Here is a 16,930-nt window from a genome sequence, read left to right on the forward strand (position 1 = left end):
CTCACTAAAATCAGCGAGTGATGGCATGGAGTGCTGAAGGGTTAAATCTAAATTCTCAGATAAAGTCATAAAAAAAAATGAGCGTATTTATATACACTCATTTTTACAGCATTTTGCTAAATGTTGCTTAACTGACTGGCATTACGGTTGGAACCGGGCTTTTTGTCGCTGAATTACAAATTATGCATTTGTTTCAGCAGGAACTTTTGGATAGCTTACGCCGCCCATTTGTTCAGCGATACGCAATACTTGGCAGCTATAACCCACTTCGTTATCGTACCAAACATAAGCAGTTAAACGGTTGCCAGAAGTAATCGTTGCCTGTGCATCGAATACACCCGCAGTACGTGAACCGATAAAGTCAGAAGATACCACTTCACTTGAGTTGGTATAACCGATTTGACCTTGTAGGTTTGAGTGGATCGAAATTTGACGGATATATTCGTTCACTTCTTCACGGTCTACGTCTTTCTCGAGCGTCAAATTCAAGATCGCAAGAGAAACGTTTGGTGTAGGAACACGTACAGAGTTACCTGTCAATTTACCTTTCAATGCAGGAAGCGCTTTCGCAACTGCTTTCGCTGCACCTGTTTCAGTGATAACCATGTTCAAGGTTGCAGCACGGCCACGACGGTCCGCTTTGTGGTAATTATCGATCAGGTTCTGGTCATTGGTGAATGAGTGAACAGTTTCAACGTGACCGTTGATCACTTTGTATTTGTCATCCAATACTTTCAATACTGGGGTAATCGCATTGGTGGTACAGCTCGCAGCAGAGATGATGGTATCTTCATCAAGGATGTCTGCGTTGTTTACGCCATACACCACGTTTTTCATTTCACCTTTGCCTGGTGCAGTCAAAATCACACGTGCAGCACCTGGGCATTTCAAGTGTTGCGCAAGACCTTCAGCATCACGCCATTTACCCGTGTTGTCGATCACCAAGGCATTGTTGATACCATAAGCAGTGTAATCAACTTCTGCAGGATTAGATGCATAGATCACTTTGATAAAGTTACCATTGGCAATGATGGCTTCATTTTCTTCATCAACAGAAATCGTGCCGGCAAATGGACCATGGATCGAGTCACGACGAAGCAGCGATGCACGCTTTTCCAAATCGCCATCTGCAGTTTTACGAACAACGATCGCTTTCAAGCTTAAGCCACGGCCCAAACCAGATTGACCAATGATCAAACGCGCCAAGATACGACCGATGCGGCCAAAACCGTAAAGTACGACATCTTTAGGCTCAACAGCAGTCGCGTTGCCTTTTAGCGATTCAACCGCTTTTGCAACAAACGCGTCTACATCACCACCTTGTTCTTTATATTCAACTGCAAGTTTACCCAAATCGATTTCAGCAGAACCGATGTTTTCAACTTTTGCCAACGCCTCAAGAATTGGGAAAGTGTGAACAACTGAAAGTTCAACATCCATCATACGGGTACGACGGTGAGCTTTCAAAATCTGGATGACTGAACGATTGACTAAAGAACGACCGTAAACAGAAGTCACAATATTTTTTTCACGGTATAACTGACCGATCAAAGCAATCATACGTTCCGCGATTTCTTCACGGTTTTTCCAACGACCTTGGTGTTCTGCATGTAGGGCGATGATAGTGTCTTTGCTCACAGATACGTCCTCTAATTAATTCTATCTAGGCGTGAATTTTAAAACCCGTCAATTGTAATGGAATTATTCTGAAGATTGAATCAAAAGCTGTGAAGGGAGCGGATAATTTCATAAATATTCATTATAACCTTACAAAATACCATCAATTTTTTGCGTGATTTTACGGTTTAGGCTCAGTGAATTACAAAATCGACCTCATTACCGTGAGTTTGATCGATTGAATCATGATTTCATTCAATAAATTTTAAACCCAAGACAATAAATTATGTTTATAGAGGCATAAAACCAAGCTCACAATCAAAAGAGAAGCTTTACCACAGGAATTGAGTCACACAACTTCATCCATATCCCAAAAAAACAAAACCATGCTGATCAGCATGGTTCTTTGAAGTGTGAAGACTGAATAAAGTTATTTTTTCACTTGCTTGGTGCGAATCACATCATTCAGGTTGTACCCTACAGATTTAGCATAATCCAGATATTCTTGCACCACGGCTTCATCTGGATGCTGGGTGCGCGACAAGACCCAGAGATATTTACGTTGTGGTTCACCGACCAACACAGTTTGATAATCCTCATCCAGTTTTAAAATCCAGTAGTCACCACGTGCCACGGGAATCCAGCGAATCGCTTCCGGTAAAAAGCTCACCTTTAATTGACTGTTAAAAGGGGGATTGCTGATAAAGGCTTCACCAAGCGCCTGCTGTAAACTGCCATCTTTTTTATAGCAGCGGTTATCTACATTGATATTGCCATTTTCATTTAGAGTATAGGTTGCACTGACATTGTGATCACACTGATTTTGGAAATACAAGGGCTTACGTGCCACCTCATACCAACCCCCCAGATATTTATCCAGCTCAACCTTTTCCACCGAAGTTAAAGGTTGAGGTTTAGCATATGCTAGTGTTCCGATGGCCAATCCCGCCAATAGCACGCCACCCACGGCAAGTTTTGTCATTTTCCAGCCAGCTTGTGGGATCGACTTCTTTATCTTCATCACCATACTCCTGAAATTTTGCGCTACCGATTCCATTGATTCTGTTACCTTAATGGAAAATCACCTATTGTGTGTAGCATTATGTAGTGCATCAACTGTGAAAGCTGCGTGAACCCCACCCTTTCACTGCAACATCTGTGCTTTTAAGCGCAAGATTTCATCTCTCAAACGCGCAGCCTGTTCAAATTGCAGCTCTTTAGAGGCTTTCAGCATTTCTTTTTCCAGTTTCGCCATATGCTTAGCCAGCAATTTGGGATCAGATAACAGATGTCGTTCATCCGCAGTCAAAGCCAACGCCTGTTCTGTCAGTTTATCCTCGATCTGTTCATCACTGAGCACCTCACCGGTATCGATCTCTTTGATCACCTGACGCACAGCACTGCGGGGGATAATGCCATGTAACTGGTTAAACTCGATCTGCTTCTGACGACGGCGGCTGGTTTCATCCATGGCTTTTTGCATCGAATCGGTGATGCGATCCGCATATAAAATTGCTTTGCCTTTCAAGTTACGGGCAGCACGACCAATGGTCTGAATCAGAGAGCGTTCCGAGCGCAAGAAGCCTTCTTTATCAGCATCCAGAATGGCAACGAGAGAAACTTCCGGCATATCCAGCCCCTCACGCAACAAGTTAATCCCGACCAGCACATCAAATACCCCGGTACGCAATTCATGGATAATCTTGACTCGCTCCACAGTATCAATGTCCGAATGCAGGTACGCCACCTTGATACCATATTCTTTGAGATAGGCCGTGAGATCTTCAGCCATGCGTTTGGTTAAGGTGGTGACCAATACCCGCTCATTCAGATTTTTACGCAGGTTGATTTCCGACAGCACATCATCTACTTGGGTCAGTACGGGGCGGACTTCAATTTCAGGGTCAATCAAACCGGTCGGACGCACCACCTGCTCAACGATCTGTTCCGATTTTTCCAGTTCATACTTGGCCGGTGTCGCACTGACATAAATGGTGGTCGGGACAATCCGTTCCCACTCTTCAAATTTCATTGGCCGGTTATCCAATGCGCTCGGCAAACGGAAACCGTAATTCACCAGATTTTCTTTACGTGAACGGTCACCCTTATACATTGCACCAATCTGCGGGACTGTCACATGCGACTCATCAATAATCAGTAAGGCATCTTCCGGGATATAATCAAACAAAGTCGGTGGTGCTTCACCTGCCGGACGGCCAGATAAATGGCGCGAGTAGTTTTCAATGCCGTTAGTATAGCCGAGTTGCTGCATCATTTCCAGATCATAACGGGTACGCTGTTCAATGCGCTGTGCTTCAAGCAGTTTGTCATTGGCTCGGAAAAATTCCAGACGCTCAGCCAATTCTTCTTTAATCGTACCAATCGCTTTCTGTAAGTGATCTTTGGGCGTGACATAGTGACTTTTCGGATAAATCGTTACCCGCGGCACTTTACGCAACATTTTCCCAGTCAACGGATCAAACCAGCGAATGGAATCGACTTCATCATCAAACAGTTCGATCCGGATCGCATACTGATCTGATTCCGCTGGGAAAACATCCAGAATTTCACCACGAATACGATAAGTACCACGCAGGAATTCCAGCTCATTGCGAGTGTATTGCATTTCGACCAAACGACGAATCAGCTCATCACGATTGATCCGATCTCCCTGCACCACATGCAGGAGCATTTTCATATAGGCTTCAGGATCACCCAGACCGTAAATCGCTGAAACAGACGCAACAATAATTGCATCACGACGCTCCAACAAGGCACGCGTCGCCGAAAGACGCATCTGGTCAATGTGATCATTGATCGCCGCATCTTTTTCAATAAAGGTGTCCGACGATGGCACATAAGCTTCCGGCTGGTAATAGTCATAATAACTGACAAAATACTCGACCGCATTGTTCGGAAAGAAGGCTTTGAATTCACCATAAAGCTGGGCGGCCAAGGTTTTGTTATGCGCCATGACAATGGTTGGACGTTGTAATTGTGCAATGACATTGGCCATGGTGTAGGTTTTACCCGATCCTGTCACTCCAAGCAGTAACTGGTTACGGTAACCCTGCTCGATCCCATCGACTAATTTTTCAATCGCCTGAGGCTGATCCCCTGCTGGCTGATAACTGGTCACCAATTGAAACGGTTGTGCGTCGTTCACGTGCTTTGCGGCCCTCTGCAATGGAGATTCATCCTGATGAATGACGGATCTATTCCTCATCCATCAGTCAGAATCAAATTAGGTTAATCAATATGGAGATGATAAAGGTAAAATCCAAGTCAAAAGGGCTTTTATCTTGCTGGAAATAACAATAACGCTCTCCTTTTTCCAGCCCAACCCCACGCCCCATCTTAAGCATCAAAAGCCGACATAGTTTTCACTTGACCCTTATGCAAATCAATTGCAACATGCAAGAAACTCTATGAAAAATATAATGCCATGCCTTACCAATATCATGATGAAAGCATCATCACCAGTTTACCGGAAGACACCGTTTTTGTATTTGGCAGTAACCTTGCCGGCCAGCATGCTGGAGGAGCCGCACGCACAGCGCATAAATATTTTGGCGCAGTGATGGGTGTGGGTCGCGGCTGGGCAGGACAAAGTTTTGCGATCCCCACGTTAAATGAGCATTTGCAACAAATGCCGTTGTCACAAATTGAACATTATGTGGAAGATTTTAAGGTCTATGCCAAAAATCATCCAAAAATGAAATACTTTTTAACCCCAATCGGCTGTGGAATTGCCGGTTACCAAATCAAGGATATTGCTCCGTTTTTTAAAGGGATCAGTGCTAACGTCATTTTGCCGCAATCCTTTCAACCCTATGTGGAACAAAAGGCCAAACAGCTATTTCCAACCCTACGCCAGGATTGGGTCAAGGCATTTTTACAAGACAAAATTATTTTCTATCCCAATTATGGCTATAGCAGTTATGAACAAGCGCTGGAGGACACCCGTCTAACTAAAGCACAAAAACAGATCGCTCTGCAGGTCCTACAAGAACCGATGTATCCTGAAGATCGTTATGGACGTGGTCGTGAGTTTGAAATCAGTGACACCATGAACCATTTATCCAAGATTTTTCATTTTCAGGACAATTCAGAAGGTCCGATGATCTTTGTCGGTACTATTATCGCGCTGATGGAATTGTATGAATTTGATGAGCAGGAATTTATTGAATTGTGGCAAGGCCAGCGCGAAATTGTACATCCCGCTTATCGTTGAACACTGTTAACTTACAGGAATGCACCCGAAGGGGTGCATTTTTAATGGTAGGTAAAATACTGGTCATCTGAATACTTGATCGGCTCAAGCTGTGACTCGTGACTTAAAGCCTCTGCAGAGGAATGATCAAGCTAAGCTCTCAGACATAAAAAAATCGCAAGCGGTTGTCTTGCGATTTTTTTAATTAACGTTTACCCATCGATCTACGGGTACCACGCGGAGGCATCCAGGTTCGATCAGCATAGCGCTGAGGTTTAGGACGCACGTCTTCTAAAGTACTGTCAGCATTGGCTTCCTGTTCTTGTTTGATCGGAAAAGGAAGCTTAACTAATGGCTTCTTTGCTGGGGAATTCGGAGTACTCATAATACTGACTCTAACACGCTTCAGCGTATTGTACGGGATTTTGCCTTGAGCTGCGAGCAGTGACTCAAAGGAATCCAGTGCCGTCCATTCGACTAAAGCTGCTGGGAATTGCTGTTTTTTTATTAATTTGTTGTGATATTCACCCAACAAGCTGTCATTTTTAGGCTAAAATAATCTGCTTTTTATTTTTTTATCCCTATAAGAAGGAATACCGCCGTGGACGTACGTCTCTCTGATCGTGTAAATGCCATCAAACCGTCCCCAACACTTGCTGTTACTAACAAAGCTGCTGAATTAAAAGCGGCAGGTAAAAACGTAATTGGTTTGGGTGCAGGCGAACCTGATTTTGACACGCCTCAACACATCAAAGATGCAGCAATTGAAGCGATTAACAAAGGCTTCACCAAATACACTGCTGTCGATGGTACTCCAAGCTTAAAAAAAGCAATTATTGCAAAATTCAAACGCGATAATAACCTTGACTACCAACCAAACCAGATTTTGGTTTCTTGTGGTGGTAAACAGTCATTCTTTAACTTGGCACTTGCGTTATTAAACAAAGGTGACGAAGTAATTATTCCTGCACCTTACTGGGTAAGCTATCCAGATATGGTGATCATCGCTGAAGGCGTTCCAGTAATCGTAAAATGTGGTGAAGAACAACGCTTCAAAATCACACCTGCACAATTGGAAGCAGCAATCACCGATAAAACACGTCTTTTGGTATTAAACAGCCCATCAAACCCAACAGGCATGATCTATACCAAAGAAGAGCTTCTTGCTTTGGCTGAAGTGCTTCGTAAATACCCAGAAGTTCTCATCGCTTCTGACGACATGTATGAACCAATCCGTTGGGAAGATGAGTTCTACAACATCGCGACTGTTGCACCAGATCTTTATGACCGCACCATCGTGTTAAATGGTGTATCTAAAGCCTATGCAATGACTGGCTGGCGTATCGGCTATGCAGCAGGCCCTGCAAAACTGATTGGCGCGATGAAAAAAATCCAGTCGCAATCGACTTCGAACCCGACTTCGATCTCACAAGTGGCTGCTGAAGCGGCATTGAATGGTCCACAAGACGTACTTCAACCAATGATCGAAGCCTTCAAACGCCGTCATGACTTGGTTGTCAATGGCTTGAACGACATCAAAGGTATCTCTTGCTTACCTGCAGATGGTGCTTTCTATGCCTATGCCAACATCCGTCCATTAATCCGTGCCAAAGGTTTAAAATCTTGCACAGAATTCTCTGAATGGTTATTGGAAGAAACGGGTGTTGCGGTTGTTCCTGGTGATGCATTCGGTCTAGGCGGATTTATGCGTATTTCTTATGCAACTGCTGACGAAGTTTTGGTTGATGCGCTTGCTCGTATCAAGAAAGCGGCTGATTCGATCGAAGGCGTAGACGCAGCGATTGCTTCAATCGAAGCAGAAAAAGCGGCAAAATAATTTATACATATTGCTTTAAAAAAACCGCCATTCGTTGGCGGTTTTTTTATTGCGGCTTCAATACCCTCCTCTCTCATCAAACCCGAGTAGGCTTAGCAAGAGTGAGAATCACCAACCAAATACCCAATAACACCATCAGGGTTGCCACGATCATCCTGAGGTTCACTGACTCTCCAATCAACCAGGTTCCACCCAAAATCGCCAGACAAGGTACACTCAGCTGCACAGTGCTCGCTGTCACCCGGTCAATTTTTTTCACAATCGCATACCACAGCACATAAGCACCACTCGATGCCAAACCACCCGACAGGATAGCCAGCACAATACCCTGGACGTCAAAATAACGGTCCATATTCAATAAAACAGTACTGATCAGCACCAAGGGTACTGCAAGCAGGAAATTTGCCAGACTACTGCTCAGTGGATCCTGATTACGTTGTCCCACAACACTATAGGCTCCCCAGGCTAAACCAGAGAGAATCATCACTAGGGAATACTTCAAATCAGGTGCCTGAGCACCGGGCAAGAGCAAAAACACGATCCCGGCAAAGGCCAATACCAATCCGATTCCACGGGGCAGGCTGACCCGCTCCCCTCGCCAGACTGCATAAAGCACCATGCTGAGTTGTACTGTTCCAAACAACAATAAAGCGCCCACACCTGCATCTATTTTCAGATAGGCAATCGAAAACGCCAGCATATATACCGCGAGGAAAACAGCATGCAGCCAATTCCATTCAATTTTATGGCGATGCGGCCTGCTCAAAAATAGCAGCATTAAAACCACAGCTCCACTGCTCACCCGAAGGCTGGTGAAACTCATGGGATCGATATGCTGCCCGACTAAGGCTAGGCGGCACAGCACTGAATTCGCAGCAAAGGCGAGCATGGCCAGTGCAATTTTCCAGAACATGCTTGAACGTCCATTTTCAATAACCCGTATCTAGCACCATATCCAAAATTGCACATAAAATACCAGTACTTATCTTCGATTTAGCAAATCAAAATTTCTGTTATCAAAACCAACGAAGGATGAGATCTATAAATCCAGAGCCAGGTGATCATTAGCAAGATTACCGCAGCAATAGGTCTGAAAACAGTCAATAGACTGATGTGATCAAAGTGATGACTTTAACGCATCTCGCAAATTTCGCTCAGGAACTTCTGGACGTGACGTGCCCCGATACAGGCAATAATATTTAAAGACGCTGTCCAGAGAGACGGACAAGGTTTTCTGCTCGGAACGCGACCAGACTTTGCAGTGATTACGCCCAGATAAGGCACTACCACTCAGTTCATATAAGTACAGATCCTTTTCACGCTGTAGCGGCTGTTTACGTCCATTGCTACGGGCTTCAAGTAATAATTGGCAAGGTGACTGGATCAGCCACTTTTCGGAAAACCACAACTGTAACAGATCACCTAAATACAACGGCTGTCTACCCACAGGCCACACTTGAATAAATGCTCCCTGTACTGGAGTAAAATATTGCTCGGGCTGAGCGATAATCGAAAGATAATGATCTTGATAAAAAGAAAAATCAGAAAAGATTTCAGCAATCGTAAGCGTTTGCATACGCTGTCTCCATTTTAGCCATTTCAGTGCTGGCAAGTTGGTTAAATCCACACGGTTTGAGCTAAATTCAAACACTTTATTCAAATTAATCTAGCCTTTCAGTGCGTTTCAGGCAAGGCTTTCAATCTAATTCGCCCCATTTGTTTAAATAAGAATCAGACAGTCATCAATTTTCTGAATTCTATGCAGAATCACTTGACCATAGGTAAAATCTGCTTATAATCGCATGCAGATTCTCCCATAGCTCAGTCGGTAGAGCGACGGACTGTTAATCCGCAGGTCCCTGGTTCGAGCCCAGGTGGGAGAGCCAAATTCAAGAAAGCCCGCAGCATTAAAGCGGGCTTTTTTATTTTCTGTCTTTTTAAATATAAAAAATCCCCTATCGAATAGAGGATTGAGTTTTAAGAAGATTATGTCGTTTAAGCTGCCTGAACCGGTACGCCACTATGAAAACGGAACATATCATCTTCAGACAAGATCAGCTGTTTTTCCACTTCACGGATATGCGCGATACGTTGCTGAATATCCTCTTCCGGATTTTTTAGTTTGGCCGTCTTCGCGACATCCATCGCAAGCGCCAGATAATCTTCATAATGACGTGATTCAGACTTGAGCAAATAACGATAATAGCGTCCAAGCTCTTCATCCACTAAGGGTGCCAAGGCATAAAAACGCTCACAGGAACGCGCTTCGACAAAAGCACCAATAATCAGCACATCAATTAATGCCTCGGGCTCATAGGTGCGGATTTCTTTACGCAAGCCACCCGCATAACGTCCTGCACTTAAACCTTTCCACTCCTGACCGCGTTTCGCCATGAATTCCAGAACCTGCTCATAATGCAGCATTTCTTCACGAACCAGTTGCGCCAATTTAACCTGCAAATCGGTAAAGAAGCTGTAACGGAACATCAAATTCATCGCTGTGCCTGCGGCTTTTTTCTCGCAGTTGGCATGATCCTGCATCAACAAATCCAGATTGTTCAGGGCTTCATCCAGCCAGGCTTTTGGTGTTTCACAGCCTAAAAAAGCGATCACCGGCTGCATCAATTCATCATAATCAATCGTGGACATCAAATTATCTCACCGCTTCAATCGCCGCTTTCATGCGTTTTACTGCCTGCTCTAGCCCAACAAATACCGCATCGGCAATAATTGAGTGACCAATATTCAATTCATGAATCTCTGAAATCGCTGCAATCGGTACAACATTGTCCAGATTCAAACCATGTCCAGCATTCACTACCAAGCCTTTGCTCGCAGCGTATTCAGCACCACGAATAATGCGCTGCAACTCAGCCTGTTGTGCCTCTGGTGTTTCTGCATCAGCATAGGCACCGGTATGAATCTCAATGGTTGGTGCACCACAGGCAACTGCAGCGTCAATCTGGGCAAGATCCGCATCAATAAATAAAGACACATCGCAACCGATAGCCGTCAATGCCTGTGTTGCAGCGTGCACTTTTTCGAAATGGGTCAAAACATCCAAACCACCTTCGGTCGTCACTTCCTGGCGGCGTTCTGGTACAAAACACACATGCTGAGGCTGAATTTCTTTTGCAAAAGCCACCATCTCATCGGTCACGGCCAATTCAAGATTCATACGGGTCTTCAAAACGGGACGCATACGGCGTACATCATCATCCTGGATATGGCGACGGTCTTCACGCAAGTGTAAGGTAATTCCTTGTGCACCGGCCTGCTCACAAATCAATGCTGCCTGTACAGGATCCGGATAACAAGTGCCTCGCGCTTGTCTAAGCGTAGCAACATGGTCAATGTTTACACCAAGCAATGCAGCCATAAAAATTTCCTCAGTTACGATTGAGTGGGAAGATGTTGAATCCACAACTGTCGACTTTTAAGAGGCCGGTCGCCTAAAAGTGACGTGATCATTTGCCGGTAAAGTTTACCCAATAATTGCAGCTGCTGCGCGTTAAATTCCGGCTCAGATAGTGCATCTTGCATGGATTGGATTAAATGCCCCGAGAGTGCAGCATGTGTCTGAGCATAAACTGGTACAAAGCCTTCGCTCAGATGAAATTGATAATATCGTTCAGGCTGGATCAGTTCCCGCTGCGCATCATATTGAAAATCGAGTGCATATCCGAGCTCTTGCAGCAATACATGCTCAAAGCGCCGTAAAATCTGACGTAAAAAAATATCTGGTTGAGTATGAGTAGACAATTGTTGCAGCTGAGCGACTGCAACATGATATTGCGCAAATGTTTCCGGCATGGGTTCTTCTAGAGGACACAAACGCAGTAGAAGTTCATTTAGATAAAATCCGGCAAAAAAGGCATCACCCGCAAAAAAAACTGGCTGATGCATGGTTTCCAGCTGGCTAAAGTTCTTCAGCTCACTTTTACCACTGGCTTGTACCCGGATGGGTTGGTATTGCGGTGGAGGTACCTGCCTGAGTACACCATCGATTCGCCCGTATTCCTGGGTAAACAGATGCACAATATAACTGCGTTCACGATATTTACGGGAATGGATCAGATAACCATGCAAGCTCTGATTGCGCATCATCTGCGTTTAGTCATCCTGCTGAGCATCTTCATCTTCTTTGTTTTTTCCATCGTCATCCTCTCCGTCCGGGATGACAGCACCCACCACGATTGCAGTCCCTTTGACTACACCTTTGGTGGTTTTGTAGACAATTCCAACTGGAACGGTGACCACTTTATAAATACATCCCTGCAACAGCATCACACAACTGAGCACAGTCATGATTTTGAATATATTCATGTGATCACCACTCTGTTAAGGTTTAGATATCACTATAACCTAAACTTTTCAAGGCACGCTCGTCATCCGACCAGCCACCTTTGACTTTCACCCAGAGTGTCAGCATGATTTTCTGCTCGAACATTTTTTCCATGTCCGCACGTGCATCCATCCCGATACGTTTCAGTTTCGCGCCCTTCTCACCAATGACAATCGCTTTCTGACCCGGGCGATCAACAAAGATCGTGGCATCAATATAGGTACAGGGTGCTTTCATGCGACCGGTTTTTTCATTCAACACAGCATCTTCAATCTTAAACGATTCGATTTGCACCGTTAAATCATACGGTAACTCTTCCCCTAACTGACGCATGATCTTTTCACGAATGATCTCTGAAGCCAAGAAACGCTCAGAACGATCCGTGATCTGATCAAATGAATATAAGGGTGGTTGGAAAGGCAAATATTTTTCAATCGTGTCGCGCAAGTGATCAAGATTGGCGCCACGCAAAGCAGAAACCGGAACGATCTCAGCGAAGTTCATGAGCTTGGCACGTTCCTGAATCAAAGGGAGTGCCATATTTTTATTCTCAAGGGTATCCAGTTTATTGATCACTAGAATCACCGGCATTTCCGCATTACGCAGTTTTTCTAACACCAGTTCGTCGTTTTGCGTCCATTTTTGTGCATCCACAACAAACAGAACCAGATTCACATCGCGCAGTGCGGAATGTGCTGCACGGTTCATCATCTTATTGATGGCACGTACTTCTTTTTTGTGCATCCCTGGGGTATCAACAAATACCGCCTGAGATTTTTCACGCGAATCAATCCCGACAATTTTATGTCGAGTGGTTTGAGGCTTACGTGAAGTAATGGAAAGTTTTTGTCCCAACAAATGGTTCATTAACGTAGACTTGCCTACGTTCGGACGTCCCACAATCGCAACGAAACCACTGCGAAAGTCAGATGGGATTTCTGTACCCTGTTCACTAAAGAACTGGTTAATCAGGTTATTGCTGTCATTAGACGGCTCGTGATCAGCATCGATGTGATCGGAATGATTTGACATGGCAGACTACTGCTCCAAAAGTTTTAAAATTTCCGCCGCTGCTGTCTGTTCAGCAAACCGACGGCTGGAACCTTCACCATTGAATATGGAAAGCCCTTCGACTCGACATTCAACTTTAAAGTGTTGATTCGGTGCATCACCTTGAATATCCACCACTTCATAGATCGGTAATGGCTTTTTACGTGCCTGCAGATATTCCTGCAAGCGTGATTTTGGATCTTTCAATTGATCAGTGGGTTCAATATGTTCTAAATAGGGCTCGTACCATTTTAGAACAATTTTTTGCAAGCTACTTAAATCATAACAATCGAGATAAATGGCCCCAATAATTGCTTCCACGGTATCTGCGAGAATTGATTCACGATGGTGGCCACCTGATTTCAACTCACCGGTACTGAGTATTAAACACGGCCCAAGTTTCAAATCGGTTGCAATTTTACCCAGAGTTTCTTGCCGCACCAGCGTTGCCCGCATACGGGTCAAACGACCTTCATTTTCATGCGGGTAAGCATGGTAAAGGTGATTGGCAATAATCATGCCTAATAATGAATCGCCTAGAAACTCTAGGCGCTCATAGTTGTGTTTGTGACTGACCGATCGGTGTGTCAGGGCAAGCTGGAGCAGCTCGGGTTGCTTGAATTGATAACCGATACGGCTAGGTAAGCGCGGATCACTTACTCTGACTTTGGACGAACCTTTGATCAAAATCTTTCTCGAACGTTAACACTAAATCGATATTCAGCAAGAAAGGCTTTCTTACTTCGTATTTTTTCTTCACTTCCAGACCACCCGCATTTTGTACTTGGGTAATGTCTTTAATCTTCAAGTCACGGATATTATTCATGCTTAATTGCTGATCCATTTTAGACTCGAATTCAAAAGATTTCATGGTAATCGGATTATTTTTCAATACATCTTCAATTTCCTTATTGATCACCCGATCATCCCAATAAGTTGGCCAAATGGCTAAAGCTGCCTTAGCAACAATAGCAAACAGGATGACCGCCAATAAAACCCCTATAACTGATACACCTTGTTGAGCTTTACGCATTTTTTATTATCCATCGTAGTTTAATCAATCTGGCCATTACGGCTAAATGAAGGCAGTTTAAAACCTGGTTCCTTATGCATCCAGATATAAACGGCACGACCGGTAAGATTTTGTTCCGGTACAAATCCCCAGAAACGGCTGTCCGCACTCTGGTCACGGTTATCACCCATAGCAAAATAGTGGCCTGCCGGAACCTTGACTTCCCAATACAAACCATTTTCACTGGAATATTTACCATTTTCAATGGTGTTCAGGAAAGGTGCCTGTTGTGCAACATTTACCCCTTCTAGTTCACGCATGGTAAAGGTATGCCGACCTAAAGTTTCTTTATGATAAATTGAGGTTGGTGTATCCAAGGCATCTTTAACACGGCTAAACTCAACGGACACTTTAGGCACTTTCTGGCCATTAATGCTCAGCTGACCATGATCATAAACGATATGATCCCCGGGCAAACCCACAATACGCTTGATGTAGCTGATGCTCGGTTGCGGTGGATAGCGGAACACCACCACATCACCACGCTCCGGAGCGCCCACTTCAATCACCTTGGTATTGACGATCGGCAAACGAATCCCGTAATTATATTTATTCACCAAAATAAAATCACCGGTTTCCAAGGTGGGAACCATGGAATCCGACGGGATATTAAACGGCTCGTAGAAAAATGAGCGCAGCACCAGCACGACCGCCAGCACCGGCCAGAAATCATAGGCCCAGGTAATGATAAAATTTTCGTTGCCTCGTCCGCGGGTTTTACGCTGTTTCAACACCAGCTTATCCAGCAACCACAACAAGAAAAACAGCAATGTGGCAGGTACGAGGATTAAATTAAAATCAAAATCCATGGGCGAAATGACCTCTATTTATTATCGTTCTACTTTCAACACAGCCAGGAACGCTTCTTGTGGGATTTCAACACTGCCCACCTGTTTCATGCGTTTCTTACCCTCTTTCTGTTTCGAAAGCAATTTCTTCTTACGTGATACGTCCCCACCATAACATTTCGCCAGAACGTTTTTACGCATCGCTTTTACGGTCGAACGGGCAATAATCTGTGCGCCAATCGCCGCCTGAATCGCTACATCGAACATCTGACGTGGAATCAGGTCTTTCATTTTTTCAACCAATGCAATACCACGGTGACGCGCATCATTGCGGTGACAGATCATCGCCAAGGCATCCACTTTGTCGCCATTGATCAGGACATCCACCTTCACCAGATTCGAACTTTCAAAACGCACAAAGTTATAATCCAGTGAAGCAAAACCACGTGAACAAGATTTCAATCGATCGAAGAAATCCATCACCACTTCTGCCATTGGAATTTCAAAGGTAATCGAAACCTGATTACCCAAGAACTTCATATCCTTCTGTATGCCACGACGCTCGATACATAAGGTCATCACGTTACCTAAATATTCCTGCGGCACCAGAATATGACACTCGGCAATCGGTTCGCGCAAATCTTCGACCGTACCACCTTCCGGCATTTTCGATGGGCTGTCGATATAAATGGTTTCACCCGCTTTGGTCAGGGCTTCATACACAACCGTAGGCGCTGAGGTAATCAGATCCAGATCATATTCACGCTCTAGACGTTCCTGAACGATTTCCATGTGCAACATGCCCAAGAAACCACAACGGAAGCCAAAGCCTAGTGCATCAGAGCTTTCCGGTTCAAAAAACAAGGCCGAGTCGTTGATTTGCAGTTTTTGTAGCGCTTCACGGAACGGTTCAAAATCACTGGCATCAATTGGGAATAAGCCTGCATAGACCTGCGGCTTAACCTTTTTAAAACCAGGCAATGTCGCAACTTCAGGTGTGGTGGACAAGGTAATGGTATCACCGACTGGCGCACCAAAGATGTCTTTAATCCCGGCAATCACAAAGCCTACTTCACCAGCTTCGAGCAAGTCTGTTTCAGTATGTTTTGGATTAAAGATACCTACCGATGTCACCAAATGGGTTTGACCGGTTGATTTCACCAGCATTTTGTCACCCTTGCGGATACGACCCTGCTTGATCCGTACCAGTGAGACAACCCCGAGGTAGTTATCAAACCATGAATCTACAATCAGGGCTTGCAACGGAGCCTCACGATCACCTTCTGGTGCCGGAATCACATCCACCAACGTTTCCAGTACGGTATCAATACCCAAACCTGTTTTTGCCGAACAGGTCGGTGCATGTGTTGCTTCAATCCCGATGATTTCTTCAATCTCGTGAATGACACGTTCCGGTTCTGCCTGTGGCAAGTCAATCTTGTTGAGCACAGGAAGAACTTCAAGTCCCTGCTCAATCGCGGTATAGCAGTTAGCCACTGATTGTGCTTCTACACCCTGCGCAGCATCGACTACGAGCAAAGCCCCTTCACAAGCAGCTAATGAACGTGAAACTTCATAGGAAAAGTCTACGTGTCCCGGTGTATCAATGAAGTTCAGCTGATATTCCTGACCATTCGGGTGCTGATAATACAAAGTCACGGAAGCAGCTTTAATGGTAATGCCACGTTCGCGTTCAAGCTCCATGGAGTCCAGAACCTGTGCCTGCATCTCACGAGCTTGCAAGCCACCACAGGTTTGAATAAAGCGGTCAGCAAGTGTCGACTTTCCATGGTCGATATGCGCAATGATCGAGAAGTTACGTATATTTTTGATATCAACAGATTTTTTAGCTTGCGCCATGGGCTACCTTAAAGAATATCGTGCGCTATGCAGAACTGGACTGCTACATAGCAAAAGCTGACAAAGAAATTGGCTGCGATTATAGCAGATGGTTTTTTTAAAGTATCCAAAATAATCGTAGCGATGGATGTTTCTGCCGGATTTTTAA

General features: G+C 44.6%; 17 protein-coding genes and 1 tRNA gene. 3 read left to right on the top strand and 15 right to left on the bottom strand.

What is annotated here, in order from left to right; genetic code table 11:
* Window positions 1–180 precede the first annotated feature (180 nt).
* The 3 genes from PAE54_RS07450 to uvrB form a co-directional block, all read right to left on the bottom strand.
* Window positions 181–1,638 carry a glyceraldehyde-3-phosphate dehydrogenase gene (locus PAE54_RS07450; RefSeq protein ID WP_273778875.1) on the bottom strand — a complete coding sequence of 486 codons (1,458 nt, stop codon included), beginning with the start codon at window positions 1,636–1,638 and terminating at the stop codon, window positions 181–183.
* Between the two features lie 409 nt (window positions 1,639–2,047).
* Complete coding sequence (locus tag PAE54_RS07455) at window positions 2,048–2,638, bottom strand: lipocalin family protein (protein ID WP_326518960.1); 591 nt, start codon at window positions 2,636–2,638, stop codon at window positions 2,048–2,050.
* A 123-nt stretch (window positions 2,639–2,761) separates the two neighbouring features.
* The gene (uvrB, locus tag PAE54_RS07460; RefSeq protein ID WP_326518961.1) at window positions 2,762–4,783 is read right to left on the bottom strand and encodes an excinuclease ABC subunit UvrB; all 2,022 of its coding nucleotides are present in this window, start codon (window positions 4,781–4,783) and stop codon (window positions 2,762–2,764) included.
* 279 nt (window positions 4,784–5,062) lie between these two features.
* Here uvrB and PAE54_RS07465 point away from each other — a divergent pair, with 279 nt between their 5' ends.
* Window positions 5,063–5,851, top strand: a complete 789-nt coding sequence (locus PAE54_RS07465; protein WP_326518962.1) for an A1S_2505 family phage non-structural protein — start codon at window positions 5,063–5,065, stop codon at window positions 5,849–5,851.
* 184 nt (window positions 5,852–6,035) lie between these two features.
* On the opposite strand, the gene PAE54_RS07470 is transcribed toward PAE54_RS07465, so the two are convergent.
* A complete protein-coding gene (locus tag PAE54_RS07470; RefSeq protein ID WP_326519000.1) occupies window positions 6,036–6,215 on the bottom strand; it encodes a hypothetical protein in 180 nt (59 codons plus the stop codon).
* A 216-nt stretch (window positions 6,216–6,431) separates the two neighbouring features.
* On the opposite strand from PAE54_RS07470, the gene PAE54_RS07475 reads away from it, so the two are divergent.
* On the top strand, window positions 6,432–7,667 hold the full coding sequence (locus PAE54_RS07475) for a pyridoxal phosphate-dependent aminotransferase (protein ID WP_273778870.1): 1,236 nt from the start codon (window positions 6,432–6,434) through the stop codon (window positions 7,665–7,667).
* Between the two features lie 76 nt (window positions 7,668–7,743).
* Here PAE54_RS07475 and PAE54_RS07480 read toward each other — a convergent pair whose 3' ends face one another.
* A complete protein-coding gene (locus tag PAE54_RS07480; RefSeq protein WP_326518963.1) occupies window positions 7,744–8,580 on the bottom strand; it encodes a DMT family transporter in 837 nt (278 codons plus the stop codon).
* Between the two features lie 204 nt (window positions 8,581–8,784).
* On the bottom strand, window positions 8,785–9,243 hold the full coding sequence (locus PAE54_RS07485; RefSeq protein ID WP_273779426.1) for a hypothetical protein: 459 nt from the start codon (window positions 9,241–9,243) through the stop codon (window positions 8,785–8,787).
* 234 nt (window positions 9,244–9,477) lie between these two features.
* On the opposite strand from PAE54_RS07485, the gene PAE54_RS07490 reads away from it, so the two are divergent.
* A tRNA-Asn gene (locus tag PAE54_RS07490) sits at window positions 9,478–9,553 on the top strand.
* 109 nt (window positions 9,554–9,662) lie between these two features.
* Here the strand turns inward: PAE54_RS07490 and PAE54_RS07495 are convergent.
* From PAE54_RS07495 to lepA, 9 genes are read right to left on the bottom strand one after another with little or no spacing between them, the layout of a single operon-like run.
* Entirely contained in the window at window positions 9,663–10,316 is a 654-nt protein-coding gene (locus tag PAE54_RS07495; protein WP_326518964.1) for a MiaE family protein, read from the bottom strand.
* A 4-nt stretch (window positions 10,317–10,320) separates the two neighbouring features.
* Window positions 10,321–11,046 (bottom strand): pyridoxine 5'-phosphate synthase, encoded by a 726-nt coding sequence (gene pdxJ / locus PAE54_RS07500; protein ID WP_326518965.1) that lies wholly within the window; start codon window positions 11,044–11,046, stop codon window positions 10,321–10,323.
* A 14-nt stretch (window positions 11,047–11,060) separates the two neighbouring features.
* Entirely contained in the window at window positions 11,061–11,774 is a 714-nt protein-coding gene (gene recO / locus PAE54_RS07505) for a DNA repair protein RecO (RefSeq protein ID WP_326518966.1), read from the bottom strand.
* A 6-nt stretch (window positions 11,775–11,780) separates the two neighbouring features.
* On the bottom strand, window positions 11,781–11,993 hold the full coding sequence (locus tag PAE54_RS07510) for an NF038104 family lipoprotein (RefSeq protein WP_326518967.1): 213 nt from the start codon (window positions 11,991–11,993) through the stop codon (window positions 11,781–11,783).
* A gap of 22 nt (window positions 11,994–12,015) precedes the next feature.
* Window positions 12,016–13,044 carry a GTPase Era gene (gene era / locus PAE54_RS07515; protein ID WP_326518968.1) on the bottom strand — a complete coding sequence of 343 codons (1,029 nt, stop codon included), beginning with the start codon at window positions 13,042–13,044 and terminating at the stop codon, window positions 12,016–12,018.
* Between the two features lie 6 nt (window positions 13,045–13,050).
* Window positions 13,051–13,749, bottom strand: coding sequence for a ribonuclease III (gene rnc / locus PAE54_RS07520; protein WP_326518969.1), 699 nt, complete (start codon window positions 13,747–13,749; stop codon window positions 13,051–13,053).
* On the bottom strand, window positions 13,715–14,095 hold the full coding sequence (locus PAE54_RS07525) for a DUF4845 domain-containing protein (RefSeq protein WP_326518970.1): 381 nt from the start codon (window positions 14,093–14,095) through the stop codon (window positions 13,715–13,717). The genes rnc and PAE54_RS07525 overlap by 35 nt, the downstream gene beginning before the upstream one ends.
* Window positions 14,096–14,115: 20 nt before the next feature.
* Window positions 14,116–14,943 carry a signal peptidase I gene (lepB, locus tag PAE54_RS07530; protein WP_273778857.1) on the bottom strand — a complete coding sequence of 276 codons (828 nt, stop codon included), beginning with the start codon at window positions 14,941–14,943 and terminating at the stop codon, window positions 14,116–14,118.
* Window positions 14,944–14,964: 21 nt separating this feature from the next.
* The gene (gene lepA, locus PAE54_RS07535) at window positions 14,965–16,782 is read right to left on the bottom strand and encodes a translation elongation factor 4 (protein WP_326518971.1); all 1,818 of its coding nucleotides are present in this window, start codon (window positions 16,780–16,782) and stop codon (window positions 14,965–14,967) included.
* Window positions 16,783–16,930: the final 148 nt, after the last annotated feature.

The organism is Acinetobacter minutum (assembly GCF_035916735.1).
Taxonomy (GTDB): domain Bacteria; phylum Pseudomonadota; class Gammaproteobacteria; order Pseudomonadales; family Moraxellaceae; genus Acinetobacter.